The organism is Albidovulum sp. (genome assembly GCF_008933605.1).
Classification (GTDB): domain Bacteria; phylum Pseudomonadota; class Alphaproteobacteria; order Rhodobacterales; family Rhodobacteraceae; genus Albidovulum.
In genome coordinates this window covers 1-13,237 of record NZ_WBUS01000093.1, presented here as the reverse complement: position 1 = coordinate 13,237, position 13,237 = coordinate 1, and the positions used below count along the sequence as shown (strand labels likewise).

Below are 13,237 nucleotides of genomic sequence, written 5' to 3'. Positions count from 1 at the left end.
CCGCCATCGACGCCGTGAGCTGGCGGCTGCTTGAGGCGCACCACCCCGAGGTCGCCGGCCGTCTCCGCGTGGTCAGCCACACCGAGCCGACGCCCGGCCTGCCGCTCATCACCGCCGCCGGTCGCGGCCCTCGCCCCCGCCGACCGCGCCGCCCTTGGCCTGAGCGGCCTCGTCGCGATCCCGGCGGAGGCCTATCTCGCCGTGCCGACGCCGGCGCCGCCTTCGCAGGATGTGCCGGTTAACTAGGCATTCCGCCCGCCTTTTCCGCCCCCCGCGCGCAAAAAGCGCATTGTAAAACGGCAAAATATCCGCCCTATTCGGGTTCCGGGGGGATACTGCCACATGACCGAAGCCGACACGCCCGTCATCGAAGTCCGGGACCTTCACAAGGCCTACGGATCGCTCGAGGTTCTGAAGGGCGTCTCGCTCGCCGCCCGGCGCGGCCAGGTCGTCTCGCTCATCGGTTCGTCGGGTTCGGGCAAGTCGACGCTCCTGCGCTGCTGCAACCTCCTGGAGGACAGCCAGAAGGGCGACGTGGTCTTCAAGGGCGAGAAGGTGCTCTGGCGCGGCGAGGGGCTTGCCCGCCATCCGGCCGACAAGGGCCAGGTCATCCGCATCCGCACCAACCTCTCGATGGTCTTCCAGCAGTTCAACCTCTGGTCCCACCTGACGGTGCTGCAGAACGTGATGGAGGCTCCGGTGACGGTGCTGAAGCGCGACCGGGCGGAGGTGGAGGCCGCGGCGCGGCGCTACCTCGACAAGGTCGGCATCGGCGACAAGTGCGATGCCTTCCCGGCGCAGCTCTCCGGCGGCCAGCAGCAACGCGCCGCCATCGCCCGGGCGCTCTGCATGGAGCCGACCGCGCTTCTCTTCGACGAACCGACCTCGGCGCTCGATCCCGAGCTGCAGCAGGAGGTGGTGAAGGTGATCAAGGCGCTGGCCGAGGAGCACCGGACGATGATCCTCGTCACCCACGACATGCGGCTTGCGGCCGATGTGTCCGATCATGTTATCTTTCTGCATCTCGGCCGGATCGAGGAGGAAGGGCCCCCCGCCCGGCTCTTCGGCAGCCCGAAGACAGAACGCCTGCAACAGTTCCTGAGCGCGACCGTTGCGGCCTGACCGACCCAAGCAGCTCAAGTCAACGGGAGTAACCGCATGAAGACCTTCATCCTTTCCGTCGCCGCGCTGGCCCTCAGCGCGGGCCTCGCCGCGGCGCAGACCGTGCGCCTCGGCACCGAGGGCGCCTATCCTCCCTACAACTTCATCAACGACAAGGGCGAGGTCGACGGCTTCGAGCGCGAGATGGGCGACGAGCTCTGCAAGCGCGCCGAACTGACCTGCGAATGGGTGACGAACGAGTGGGATTCGATCATTCCCAACCTCGTCTCGGGCAACTACGACGTGATCATCGCCGGCATGTCGATCACCGATGAGCGCGACAAGGTCATCGACTTCACGCAGGAATACATCCCGCCGGCGGCCTCGCTCTATGTCGGGCTCTCCGCCGACGCCAACATCAAAGGCGTCGTCGCCGCGCAGACGGCCACCATCCAGGCCGCCTATGTCGCCGAATCTGGTGCGACGCTGCTCGAATACCCGACGCCGGACGAGACCATCGCGGCCGTGCGCAACGGCGAGGCCGACGTGGTGCTCGCCGACAAGGACTACCTGCTGCCGGCCGTCAACGAGTCGAACGGCGAGCTTGTGGTCGTCGACCAGGTGCAGATCGGCGGCGGCGTCGGCATGGGCCTGCGCGAGAGCGATACCGAACTGAAGGCGAAGCTCGACGCGGCCATCACCTCGATGAAGGACGATGGGACGCTGAACACCATGATCAAGAAGTGGTTCGGCGAGGAAGCACTCGTGTTCTGACGGAAACGGGGCGGGCCGGCAACGGCCCGCCTCCGCACCCCGATGTTTGCGTTCTGCGCCGATCCCAAGTCGATCGAAGGGCTGCAATGGCTCCTGTGCTACCTGACCTCGGGCAAGCACATGCTGTTCTACGCCTCCTTCGGCACCGTGCTCCTGCTGCTGGCGATCACCGCGCCGGTGGCGCTCGCCTTCGGCTTCGGCGGCGCGGTGGCGGCGCGATCCTCGTTCCTGCCGCTCAGCCTTCTTGGCAAGGCCTACACGGCAATGGTGCGCGGCGTGCCCGACATCATCTTCTTCCTCTTCGTGCCGATCGCGCTCGACCAGGGGTTCGAATACCTCCGCCACAAGGTGAAATGCCCCGACTGGACCCAGTCGATCTGGCAGGGCAACGACTTTATCGTCTGCCCCGAGGCGAAGCTGCCGCTGTCGACGAGCCCACAGTCGGTGCATGAGATCTACGGCTTCGCGCTCGCCGTGCTCGCCTTCGCCATCGTCTTCGGCGCCTTTGCGGCGAACGTGCTCTACGGCGCCATGCGGGCGGTCCCGCGCGCGCAGATGGAGACGGCGGAAGCCTACGGCATGTCGCAGCGCCAGGCGTTCTGGCGCGTCCTCGTTCCGCAGATGTGGGTCTACGCGCTGCCGGGCCTGTCGAACCTCTGGATGATCCTGATCAAGGCCACGCCGCTGCTGTTCCTGCTCGGGGTCGAGGATATCGTCTACTGGGCGCGGGAACTGGGCGGGTCGAAGACCCAGGCCTTCGAGTATCCCCATCCCGACTGGCGGGTCTGGTATTTCATCGTCCTTCTCGTCTTCTACCTCGGCATGACCAGGGTGTCGGAAGGCGTTCTGGGCCGCCTGACGTCGCGGCTCAGCCGCGGGCAGGCGACGCTTGGCGGCGAGATGCAGCGAAAGGCCGCGCGATGAGCTGCTTCCAGACCATCCAGGACTACGCCCTGCGTTCGATCGGCATCGGCGAGCGTCTCCTGCCCAAGGGCGAGATGACGCTCTGCGAGCATTTCACGCTGATCGGGTCGGGCCTCATCTGGAACCTCTACTACGGCGCGGTCGCCCTTTTCATCGGATTCTTCCTAGCCAATACGCTGGCGGTGGCCAAGGCGAGCGGGAACGTCTGGGCCCGCAAGCCCGCCGAATGGTTCATCTTCGTCTTCCGCGGCTCGCCGCTCTTCATCCAGTTTTTCCTCGCCTACGAGGCCTTCGTGCTGATCCCGCGCATGGGCTGGGACATCCCCCTGGGGTTCATGACCGTCACGGTCGAGACCTCGTGGCTGTCGAAAGCCTGGCTCGGCGCGCTGATCGTGCTCTGTCTCAACACCGCCGCCTACTCCGGCGAGATCTTCTATGGCGCGCTGCGGTCGATCCCGAGGGGCGACATCGAGGCGGCCGACGCCTACGGCATGTCGGGCTGGTCGCGGTTCCGGCGGATCATGTGGCCGACGATGCTCCGGCTCGCCTGGCCCGCCTATACCAACGAGGCGATTTTCCTCTTCCACGCCACCACGCTGGTCTATTTCTCGGGCTTCCCGGCCTTCCAGCAGAAGGGCGACGCGCTCTACTACGCGACCTATTTCGCATCGCGGACCTTCAACCCGTTCGTCGCCTACCCCGTCATCGCCGTGTACTTCATCCTGCTCACCCTCTCGGTGATCGCGGTGTTCGGGCTGGTCAACCGGCGGCTCAACCGGCATCTGCCGCAGTCGGCGCGTGTGAAATTCCGCTTGCGTCCGCAGATCATCCGGTAGTAGGCTGCTTTTGATCAAATTCTTCGGGAGGAGGCGCCCGCGTTTTTCGGCCTATTTGCCGATCCGCGCGCCAGACGAGGAAGTTTTGATCATAAACAGCTAAGGCCCAAGGGCATGGGCCGATGCTGCCAGGCGGACTTCGCGGTCCCGGCCCATGGCGGTTTCGGACCCCGGCACTCCGGCCGATCAGGTGAATGATGAAGAACTGGCTCAGAAAACACCCCGAGGTGCGCACGATCCGTGTGGCCGCTGCCGACCTCAACGGTCAGCCCCGCGGCAAGCGCGTACCCGTCCGCTTTGCCGACGCGGTGGTGACGAACGGCACGCGCTATCCGATGTCCGTCCTCAACCTCGACATCTGGGGCGAGGATATCGAGGACAGCCCGCTCGTCTTCGAATCCGGCGATGCCGACGGCATACTCAAGCCGACCGAGCGCGGCTTCATGCCGATGCCCTGGCTCGACGCGCCGACCGCGCTCCTGCCGATCTGGATGTACCGCGAGAACGGCCAGCCCTATGACGGCGACCCGCGCCATGCGCTGGCCCGCATCGTGGAGCGCTACCGCGAGCACGGGCTGACCCCGGTCTGCGCGATGGAGCTGGAGTTCTACCTGATCGACGACAGCGGCCGGAAACTCCAGGTGCCCCCCTCGCCACGCTCGGGCAAGCGGCGCAAGGCGGCGGAGATCATGTCGATCCGCGCGCTCGACGCCTTCGACACCTTCTTCACGGATCTCTACGACGCCTGCGAGGCGATGGACATTCCCGCCGACACGGCGATCTCGGAATCCGGCCTCGGCCAGTTCGAGATCAACCTGATGCACAGTGACGACGCGCTCCGGGCGGCCGACGATGCCTGGCTCTTCAAGATGCTCCTGAAGGGCCTGGCCCGCCGCCACGGCTTCGCGGCGAGCTTCATGGCCAAGCCCTACCCGGACTATTCCGGCAACGGGCTGCACACGCATTTCTCGGTCCTCGACCGCGACGGCCGCAACATCTTCGACAACGGCGGGCCCGAGGGCACGGACAGGCTGCGCCATGCCGTCGCCGGCTGCCTGTCGGCGATGCACGACCTCACGCTGATCTTCGCGCCGCACGCCAACAGCTACGAGAGGCTGATCCCCGAGGCGCATGCGCCGAACCAGATCTGCTGGGCCTACGAGAACCGCACCTCGGCGATCCGCATTCCCTCGGGCAACCCGGTGGCGCGACGGATCGAGCATCGGGTGGCGGGGGGCGACGTGAACCCCTACCTCATGCTCGCGGCGATCCTCGGCTCGGCGCTCGTCGGCATCGAGGAGCGGCTCACACCCCCTGCCCCGATCACCGGCAATGCCTACGCGCTCGACCTGCCGCTGCTGCCCGACACCTGGTCCGCGTCGATCGACGTCTTCGAGAAGAGCGCGACGGTGCGGCGGATCTTCCCCGAGGAGCTCATCCGCAACCTCGTGATGACCAAGCGGCAGGAACTGCGCTACATGGAGGAACTGTCGCCCGAGGAGCAGACCGAAATCTACCTCGACACCGTGTGACCGCCCGCGCCCCCTTGCGCCGCGATGGGGGCGGGCATTACCTTCGCCGGAGACCGTCAGAGACTTACATGCGTATCGGCATCCTCCAGACCGGCCAGTCGCCCGACGCGCTTCGCGCCGAAATGGGCGATTATCCCGACATGTTCGCCCGCCTTCTTGCCGACCGCGGCTTCGAGTTCCGCGCCTATCACGTGGAGGCGATGGAGTTCCCGAAGGACGTGCATGACTGCGACGGCTGGCTCATCACCGGATCGCGCCACGGCGCCTACGAGGACCATCCGTTCATCCGGCCGCTGGAGGACTTCGTCCGCCGCGCCTATGCCGAGAAGGTGCCGATGGTCGGCATCTGCTTCGGCCATCAGATCATTGCCCAGGCGCTCGGCGGCAAGGTCGAACGCTTCGACAAGGGCTGGGCGGTGGGCCCGACGGACTACGACTTCGGCGGCGAGACGATCACCATGAATGCCTGGCACCGCGACCAGGTGACGAAGCGTCCGCCGATGGCCGAGCCGGTGGCCTGCAACGAGTTCTGCGAGAATGCGGCCCTCGTCTACGGGGATCGCGCCTTCACGGTGCAGGCGCATCCGGAATTCGCCGACGACTTCATCGACGGGCTGATGCGCACCCGCGGCAAGGGCCTCGTTCCCGACGAGGTCATGGCGGCGGCGTCGGCCCGCCTCGGCCAGCCCAATTCCTCGACCGCGATCGCCGACCGGATCGCGGATTTCTTCACGCAAACCCGCAACTCATAACAGTGTGATTCATGTCCGACTGGACCCAGAAGCTGCCGGAAGCCGCTCAGGAATACATTGCCGGCCGCCGGCTTGACGAGGTCGAATGCCTTGTCGCCGACCTTGCCGGCGTGGCCAAGGGCAAGGCGATGCCGGCCTCCAAGTTCGCCAAGCAGAAGTTCTTCCACCTGCCCAACTCGATCTTCGCCCAGACGATCACCGGCGACTATGCCGACATGCCGGACGAGAGCGAGTTCACGGAACCCGACATGATCCTCGTGCCGGATTTCTCCACTGCGCAGGCGGTGCCGTGGACCGCGGACGTGACGCTTCAGGTCATCCATGACGTGAACGACCAGCAGGGCAACCCGGTGCCGATGGCGCCGCGCAACGTGCTCAAGCGCGTGCTCGGCCTCTATGCCGCGCAGGGCTGGAAGCCGATCGTCGCGCCCGAGATGGAGTTCTACATCGTCGCCCGCAACATCGACCCGAACCAGCCGGTGATCCCGCCCATCGGCCGTTCCGGCCGACGCGTGATGGCGAACCAGGCCTATTCCATGTCGGCCGTGGACGAATACGGCCGGGTGATCGACGACATCTACGACTTCGCCGAGGCGCAGGGGATCGAGATCGACGGCATCGTGCAGGAGGGCGGCGCGGGCCAGGTGGAGCTGAACCTGAGCCACGGCGACCCGGTGGTGCTGGCCGACGAGGTCTTCTACTTCAAGCGGCTGATCCGCGAGGCGGCGCTCAGGCACGACAGTTTCGCCACGTTCATGGCCAAGCCGATCGAGGGCGAGCCCGGGTCGGCGATGCACATCCACCAGTCGGTGGTGGACATCAAGACGGGCCGGAACATCTTTTCCGACAGCAAGGGCGGCGAGACGCCGGCGTTCCTGCACTACATCGCGGGGATGCAGACCTACCTGCCGGCGGTGGTGGCGCTGATGGCGCCCTACGTCAATTCCTACCGCCGCTACGTGCCGGACTTCGCCGCGCCGATCAATCTCGAATGGGGGCGTGACAACCGCACCACCGGGCTCCGCGTGCCGATCTCCGACCCCAGGGCGCGGCGCATCGAGAACCGGCTGCCGGGGATGGACTGCAACCCCTACCTCGGCATCGCGGCCTCGCTGGTCTGCGGATATCTCGGGCTGATGGAAAAGAAGATGCCGCGGCCCGAGAACACCGGCAACGCCTATATCAACGCCGATGAACTGCCGACCACGCTTGGCGACGCGCTTGACCTCTTCTCGGACTGCGCACCGGTCCGCGAGGCGCTGACGCCGGAGTTCTGCGGCATTTACGAAGCCGTCAAACGAAACGAATACAAGGAGTTCCTGCAGGTCATCAGCCCGTGGGAAAGGGAGCACCTTCTTCTGAACGTGTGACACCTCGACCGGCGGAGGGTGGCCAAGGGCACGGGCTGGCCGTGCCCCGGGTTCCGAAAGGACTGGCGTATTTCGCCGCCCTGAAGTAGCTGTGCCCAGACGAGACCAGAGGGGATATGGGGATGTCCACCGACGCCGTGGCGAAGCGCATCCAGCCCGTGCGGCCCGCGCCGAACGTCTATGACGCCGAACCGATCCCGGAGGCCGCGCGCGCGGAGATCGACCGTCTCCTCGCGTCGGGCGACCTCTTCCGCTATACCGCCCCCGAAGGCGCGCCCGTCGCGCGACTGGAGGCAGAGTTCGCGGAACACATGGGCGTGCGCTATGCGCTCGCCGTGTCCTCCTGCTCGGCCGCGCTCTTCCTCGCGCTCCGCGCGCTCGACCTGAAACCGGGCGCGAAGGTTCTCGTGCCCGCCTTCACCTTCGCGGCGGTGCCGTCGGCCGTCGTCCACGCCAATTGCGTGCCCGTCCTCGTCGAGGTCGGCGAGGACCTCAGGATCGACATGGAGGACTTCCGCGCCAAGCTCGACGACGGCGCGGAGGCCGCGCTCATCAGCCACATGCGCGGGCACACCTCGGACATGGACGCGATCATGGCAGCTTGCGATGCCCGCGGCGTGCCGGTGATCGAGGATGCCGCACATTCGCTCGGCACGCGCTGGGACGGGCGCAAGATCGGCACCATCGGCAAGATCGGCTGCTTTTCCTTCCAGTCCTACAAGCTCGTGAACGCCGGCGAGGGCGGCATGTTCATCACCGACGACCCCGAGATCGCCGCCCGCGCCGTCATCATGTCGGGCGCCTACGAACACAACTGGAAGAAACATCCCGGGCTGCAGAACAGCTTCCATCTCTGGCAGAACAAGCTGCCGCTCTACAACATGCGGATGCAGAACCTTTCCGCCGCGGTGATCCGGCCGCAGGTCCCGCTCATCGACGACCGGGTGGCATCCGGCCGCGCGAACCACGACTACGTCGCCGCGCGGCTCGACGCGTCGCCCTGGATGGAGGTCCCGCCCGCCCTGCCGAAGGAGGAACGCGCGCCGGATTCGCTCCAGTTCCTGCTGCGCGGCTTCGACAGCGACGAGGAGGCGCGCGCCTTCCAGGCCGCGGCCGAGCGGCGCGGCGTCACCGTGCAGGTCTTCGGCCTGTCGCGCGACAATGCGCGGGCCTACTGGAACTGGCAGTTCCTCGGCGAGTTGCCCGACTTGCCGAAGACCCGCGCGATGCTGATGCGCGCCTGCGACCTGCGCCTTCCGGCGCGGCTGAAACGCGGCGATCTCGACTTCATCGCCGATGCGCTGCTGGCCGCTGCGACCGAGGTCAAGGGCGGCTGAGCCTGCCGCGCCCCGCGGGGTCAGAGCTTCGAGAGCTTGGTCTGAAGTTCGGCCAGTTGCCTGCGAATCTGCGCGAGTTCATCGGACTCGCCGGCCTTGCCCTTCGCCTTGCCCTTCGCCCGGATGTCCGCCTCGTCCTCGTCGTCCTCGCGCGCGGGGCCGGAGGAGCCGGCGAAACCGCCCATCATCGACTTCAGGAACGCCTGCTGCTGGCGCTGCAGTTCCGCGAACCCGGGCATGGAGGCCATCGGGTTCGGGAAGGTCGCAAGGTTTTCCATCAGCTTCGACTGGCCTTCGCGCAGCATCTCGAACGAGGCGGCGAGGAACTGTGGGACAACGCTCTGCGCACTGGTGGTGTAGCTGCGGACAAGATCTGTCAGCACATCGACCGGCAGCACGTTCTCGCCCCGGCTTTCGTGCTCGGCGATGATCTGCAGGAGATACTGCCGGGTGAGGTCGTCACCCGTCTTGAGGTCGACGATCTGGACCTCGCGCCCCTCGCGGATGAACGAGGCGATGTCTTCGAGCGTCACATAGTCGCTGGTTTCCGTGTTGTAGAGCCGACGGCTCGCGTACCGCTTGATCAGAAGCGGCTTGGCATCCTCTGCCATATCAGTCTCTCCCCGCGACGTATTGGCGTCGCGGCGAGATTACGCCGCACGGCGGAAAACACAACAAAAAGAAAGGCGGGCACAGGGTGCCCGCCAGGTCGGCCTAGCCTACAGGGAGGAAAAGGCTGGCGTCAGATCACTTCACCGAAGCGGCGGCAGCGGCTTTCTTCGCCACCGAGGTCACTTCCGCCTGGGCTTTCTTGACGGCCGCGGCGGCGTCTTCCGAAAGGTCCTTGCCGGCGGCGAGCATCAGCTCGACGGTTTCCATCTGGGCCTTCTTCGCGACTTCGGCGAAGGCGGCGAGGTTTTCAGCGGCCATCTCGGCGGCGGCAGCGGCGAAGTCCGAAACGGCCTTCGTGTAGTCCGCCGGCTCTTCCTTGACCTTCGTCAGCGCGCCGACCTTGGACAGCGTTTCCTTGGTCCATTTCGCCGAGATCTCGCTCGACTTCTCGGCGGCCTCGAGGGCGACCTTCGCGACCTTCTCGCCAAGCGCGGCCGAGCTCTTGAACGAGTCCTGGAAGGCTTTCTGGTCGAACGGGAACTTCGCAGCCATGTCCTGCATGACCTTGGTGAAATCCTGAGCTTTCTGCATGTCGGTGTCTCCTGGGGGGTGCGCGGCCCGCCGCGCGTTTCTTGATGGAGAGTACATACATGCTGCAGTGCAGAAATTCAACCCCTTTTGCTGCAGTGCAGAAAATTTCTTCGCTGAATTATTTCCGCTCAGGCCCCGGGTGTCTCGACGACGTAGGTTCCCGGGGCGGGCGACAGCGCGGGATGCGCCGCGTCGCCCGGCACGCGCGCGGGAACGAGCTTGCCCGAGCGTTTCTCAAGCCACGCGGCCCATGCCGGCCACCAGCTTCCCCGGCGGTGCTCGGCCGCCGCCTTCCAGGCGTCTTCGTCCCCCTCCATCGCGCCGGCGTTGGTGTAGTAGCCGTACTTGTCCTTCGCCGGCGGATTGACGATCCCGGCGATATGCCCGGATTCGGCGAGGATGAATGTCTTGTCCTTCGCACCGAACTCGCGGACGCCGGCGTAGGACGCCCGCCACGGCGCGATATGGTCGGTTTCGCAGGCAATGGCGCAGACCGGCACATGGACATCATGGATGGAAACGGATTCGCCGCAGATTTCGAAGTTGCCCGTGGCGAAGCGGTTCGCCTGGCAGAGGCTGCGCAGATATTCCATCGCCATCCGTGCCGGCAGGTTGGTGCCGTCACCGTTCCAGTAGAGAAGATCGAAGGCCGGCGGCCGCTCTCCCATCATGTAGCTCTTGATTGCCGGGCCGTAGATGAGGTCGTTCGAGCGCAGGAACGAAAAGGTCCGGCCCATGAAGAACTTGTCCAGGTAGCCCTTCTTCGCCACCTCGCGTTCGATCCCGTCGACGAAATCGTCGTTGAGGAAGACCCCGATCTCGCCGGGGTCGGCAAAATCCGTGAGCGTGGTGAAGAAGGTCGCGGACCCGACCGACCGGTCGCCGCGTTTCCGCATCAGCGCGAGCGTCAGTGCCAGCGTCGTTCCCGCGATGCAGTAGCCCACGGCGTTGATCCGGTCCTGACCGGTAATCGCCTTCACCTCGCGGATCGCGGCCAGGTAACCTTCCTCGACATAGTCGTCCATGCCGACATCGGCATAGCTCGCATCGGGATTTTTCCAGCTCACGACAAAGAGCGTGTAGCCCTGGTCGACCACCCACTTGATCAGGCTGTTCGCCGGCTTCAGGTCGAGGATGTAGAACTTGTTGATCCAGGGCGGAAAGATCAGGAGCGGCCGTTCGCGCACCTTCTCCGTCGTCGGCTCGTACTGGATGAGTTCCATCATCCGGTTGCGGAAGACGACCGATCCTTCGGTGGTGCCGATGTTCTCGCCCACCGTGAAGGCATCGCGGTCGGCGAGCGTGACCAGAAGCTCGCCGCGGTGAAGCTCGATGTCGCGGACGAGGTTCTCGAGTCCCCGCACGAGGCTTTCGCCCTCGGTCTCGAGCGCGCGTTCGAGCGCGTCGGGATTGGTGGCGAGGAAGTTCGTCGGCGCCATCATGTCGATGATCTGGCGGGTGAAGAACTCGATCCGCCGGCGTTCGAGCGGCGTCACGTCCTGAAGCTCCGCCACCGCGCTTTCCAGCGCCTCGACGTTGAAGAGATACTGCTGCTTGAGGAAGTTGAAGTAGGGGTGCGTATCCCAGAGTGGGTTGGCGAAGCGGCGGTCCTTCGGGCTGCGGTCGGCGGGCGGCTCGAGCCTGCCCTGCGCCAGGGCATGCTGCGCCTCGACATAGTGCCTGAGCGCCTTTCCCCAGTAGCTGACCTGCTGCTCGATCAGCTTGCCGGGGTTGTCCAGCATCTCCGCCCAGTAGGCCGCCGCGGCCTTGGCAAAGAACTCCGGTCCTGGCGCCTCGACCTCCGGATTCGGGGTGCCCTTGTGCGAAAGCGCCTGCACGAGACGCTGCGTCAATTCCTCGATCCGGGCGATATTGGCGTTCAGCTTGTCGATGTTGGCGGGCGGTTTTTCAGGGTTTTCCGGCCCGCTCGCAACATCTGTTGTCATGCTAACGTTTCCCCCGTAACATTGTTGCGGTGCAGCATTCACAGGATACCGCCGCCCGGTTCCCGTGCAAAGTGGCGAATGGAGACGTTCGATTGAGAGGTTCGGGAAACGCGATGAAGGGCATGGCCACCTACGACCTCATGGAGGCCGTGCGCAATACCAACGAGTGGCTCGGCGCCTCGGCGCGCGCCTTCGCCTCGTACCCCGTCTGGGGTCTTGTGCCGCATCCGATGTTCAAGACCATGTCGGCCTGGGGGCGCATCACCGAACGCAGCTTCGCGCGCATGGTGATCAAGCCCGACTGGGGCATCCGCACCATCGTCGGCTCCGATGACCGCGACCACCTGGTAGAGGTCGATACCGTCATCTCGCGGCCCTTCGGCGACCTCATCCATTTCCGCGTCGTCGGGCGCGAGCCGATGCCGCGCCGGGTGCTGCTCGTGGCGCCGATGTCGGGCCACTATTCCACGCTTGTCCGTTCCACCGTCACCAGTCTCCTGCCCGACTGCGACGTCTACGTGACGGACTGGGTGAACGCGCGCGACATCCCGGTCTCCGCCGGCAAGTTCGACATCGAGGACTACACGCTCTACCTCGTCGATTTCATGCGCGCCCTCGGCCCCGAAACCAATGTCGTCGCGGTCTGCCAGCCGGTGCCGCTCACGCTGGCCGCCACCGCCTACCTGGCCGAGGAAGACCCCGAGGCGCAACCGCGGACGCTCACCCTCATCGGCGGACCGGTCGACCCCGACGCCGCACCGACCGAAGTGACCGACTTCGGCCGTCGCCTGACCATGGGCCAGATCGAGCACCTCGCCATCCAGCGCGTGGGCTTCAAGTATGCCGGCGCCGGCCGGCTCGTCTATCCTGGCCTCCTCCAGCTTGCCTCCTTCATCTCGATGAACCTCGACCGCCACGCACAGGCCTTCTCCGACCAGATCATCCGGGCGGCCAAGGGCGAGGCCTCCGAGCGAGACGCGCACAACCGCTTCTACGACGAATATCTCTCGGTCATGGACATGACGGCGGAATTCTACCTCTCCACCGTCGAACGCATCTTCAAGAACCGCGAAATCGCCACCAACAGTTTCGAGGTCGCCGGCAAGCGGGTGGACATCGGCAAGATCACCGATGTCGCCGTGAAGGTCGTCGAGGGCGAGGAGGACGATATTTCCGCCCCCGGCCAGTGCCTCGCGGCGCTGAAGCTCTGCACCGGCCTGCCCGAGGCGAAGAAGGCCCAGCACCTCGAACCGGGCGCCGGCCACTACGGCATCTTCGCCGGCAAGTCCTGGCGCAGGAACATCCGGCCGCTCGTGCTCAACTTCATCGACGCGAATGCCGGGATGGCGCGCCCCGCCCGCGCCGGGGCGAGCAAGACGCCGCTGCGCGCGGTCTGAGCCGTCCTAGGGCGAGCGTGACAGGCCGCCGGCCCAGCCGAGGATCGCCTTTGTCACCGGCGCGG

12 protein-coding genes are annotated in these 13,237 nt (G+C 65.8%); 9 read left to right on the top strand and 3 right to left on the bottom strand.

Going from position 1 to position 13,237, the window contains the following annotated elements; genetic code table 11:
* Positions 1-342: 342 nt before the first annotated feature.
* The 8 genes from F9K34_RS12480 to F9K34_RS12445 all read left to right on the top strand — a co-directional run bounded on the left by F9K34_RS12480 (position 343) and on the right by F9K34_RS12445 (position 8,626).
* Positions 343-1,122, top strand: a complete 780-nt coding sequence (locus tag F9K34_RS12480) for an ABC transporter ATP-binding protein (RefSeq protein WP_291337295.1) — start codon at positions 343-345, stop codon at positions 1,120-1,122.
* A gap of 36 nt (positions 1,123-1,158) precedes the next feature.
* Positions 1,159-1,875, top strand: coding sequence for a transporter substrate-binding domain-containing protein (locus F9K34_RS12475; RefSeq protein ID WP_291337294.1), 717 nt, complete (start codon positions 1,159-1,161; stop codon positions 1,873-1,875).
* Positions 1,876-1,917: 42 nt separating this feature from the next.
* Positions 1,918-2,799 (top strand): ABC transporter permease, encoded by an 882-nt coding sequence (locus F9K34_RS12470; protein WP_291337293.1) that lies wholly within the window; start codon positions 1,918-1,920, stop codon positions 2,797-2,799.
* On the top strand, positions 2,796-3,635 hold the full coding sequence (locus F9K34_RS12465) for an ABC transporter permease (RefSeq protein WP_291337292.1): 840 nt from the start codon (positions 2,796-2,798) through the stop codon (positions 3,633-3,635). The genes F9K34_RS12470 and F9K34_RS12465 overlap by 4 nt, the downstream gene beginning before the upstream one ends.
* Positions 3,636-3,832: 197 nt before the next feature.
* Positions 3,833-5,167, top strand: coding sequence for a glutamine synthetase family protein (locus F9K34_RS12460; RefSeq protein WP_291337291.1), 1,335 nt, complete (start codon positions 3,833-3,835; stop codon positions 5,165-5,167).
* A gap of 68 nt (positions 5,168-5,235) precedes the next feature.
* Positions 5,236-5,919: a type 1 glutamine amidotransferase gene (locus F9K34_RS12455; RefSeq protein WP_291337290.1), complete on the top strand. Its 684-nt coding sequence runs from the start codon at positions 5,236-5,238 to the stop codon at positions 5,917-5,919.
* Positions 5,920-5,930: 11 nt separating this feature from the next.
* Entirely contained in the window at positions 5,931-7,289 is a 1,359-nt protein-coding gene (locus F9K34_RS12450; RefSeq protein ID WP_291337289.1) for a glutamine synthetase family protein, read from the top strand.
* Positions 7,290-7,411: 122 nt separating this feature from the next.
* On the top strand, positions 7,412-8,626 hold the full coding sequence (locus F9K34_RS12445) for a DegT/DnrJ/EryC1/StrS family aminotransferase (RefSeq protein ID WP_291337288.1): 1,215 nt from the start codon (positions 7,412-7,414) through the stop codon (positions 8,624-8,626).
* A gap of 20 nt (positions 8,627-8,646) precedes the next feature.
* On the opposite strand, the gene phaR is transcribed toward F9K34_RS12445, so the two are convergent.
* From phaR to phaC, 3 genes are all read right to left on the bottom strand, one after another.
* A complete protein-coding gene (gene phaR / locus F9K34_RS12440) occupies positions 8,647-9,237 on the bottom strand; it encodes a polyhydroxyalkanoate synthesis repressor PhaR (protein WP_291337287.1) in 591 nt (196 codons plus the stop codon).
* A 136-nt stretch (positions 9,238-9,373) separates the two neighbouring features.
* Positions 9,374-9,829: a phasin, PhaP gene (locus F9K34_RS12435; RefSeq protein WP_291337286.1), complete on the bottom strand. Its 456-nt coding sequence runs from the start codon at positions 9,827-9,829 to the stop codon at positions 9,374-9,376.
* Between the two features lie 128 nt (positions 9,830-9,957).
* Positions 9,958-11,775 (bottom strand): class I poly(R)-hydroxyalkanoic acid synthase, encoded by a 1,818-nt coding sequence (gene phaC, locus F9K34_RS12430; RefSeq protein ID WP_291337285.1) that lies wholly within the window; start codon positions 11,773-11,775, stop codon positions 9,958-9,960.
* Positions 11,776-11,888: 113 nt separating this feature from the next.
* Between phaC and phaZ the strand changes: the two genes are divergently transcribed.
* Positions 11,889-13,172, top strand: coding sequence for a polyhydroxyalkanoate depolymerase (phaZ, locus tag F9K34_RS12425; RefSeq protein WP_291337296.1), 1,284 nt, complete (start codon positions 11,889-11,891; stop codon positions 13,170-13,172).
* Positions 13,173-13,237: the final 65 nt, after the last annotated feature.

Bases quoted from the DNA above. Each gene is read 5' to 3' on its own strand.
- F9K34_RS12470 (WP_291337293.1), top strand. From the start codon at position 1,918: ATGTTTGCGTTCTGCGCCGATCCCAAGTCGATCGAAGGGCTGCAATGG.
- F9K34_RS12475 (WP_291337294.1), top strand. From the start codon at position 1,159: ATGAAGACCTTCATCCTTTCCGTCGCCGCGCTGGCCCTCAGCGCGGGC.
- F9K34_RS12480 (WP_291337295.1), top strand. From the start codon at position 343: ATGACCGAAGCCGACACGCCCGTCATCGAAGTCCGGGACCTTCACAAG.
- phaZ (WP_291337296.1), top strand. From the start codon at position 11,889: ATGAAGGGCATGGCCACCTACGACCTCATGGAGGCCGTGCGCAATACC.
- F9K34_RS12465 (WP_291337292.1), top strand. From the start codon at position 2,796: ATGAGCTGCTTCCAGACCATCCAGGACTACGCCCTGCGTTCGATCGGC.
- F9K34_RS12460 (WP_291337291.1), top strand. From the start codon at position 3,833: ATGAAGAACTGGCTCAGAAAACACCCCGAGGTGCGCACGATCCGTGTG.
- F9K34_RS12450 (WP_291337289.1), top strand. From the start codon at position 5,931: ATGTCCGACTGGACCCAGAAGCTGCCGGAAGCCGCTCAGGAATACATT.
- F9K34_RS12435 (WP_291337286.1), bottom strand. From the start codon at position 9,829: ATGCAGAAAGCTCAGGATTTCACCAAGGTCATGCAGGACATGGCTGCG.
- F9K34_RS12455 (WP_291337290.1), top strand. From the start codon at position 5,236: ATGCGTATCGGCATCCTCCAGACCGGCCAGTCGCCCGACGCGCTTCGC.
- F9K34_RS12445 (WP_291337288.1), top strand. From the start codon at position 7,412: ATGTCCACCGACGCCGTGGCGAAGCGCATCCAGCCCGTGCGGCCCGCG.
- phaR (WP_291337287.1), bottom strand. From the start codon at position 9,237: ATGGCAGAGGATGCCAAGCCGCTTCTGATCAAGCGGTACGCGAGCCGT.
- phaC (WP_291337285.1), bottom strand. From the start codon at position 11,775: ATGACAACAGATGTTGCGAGCGGGCCGGAAAACCCTGAAAAACCGCCC.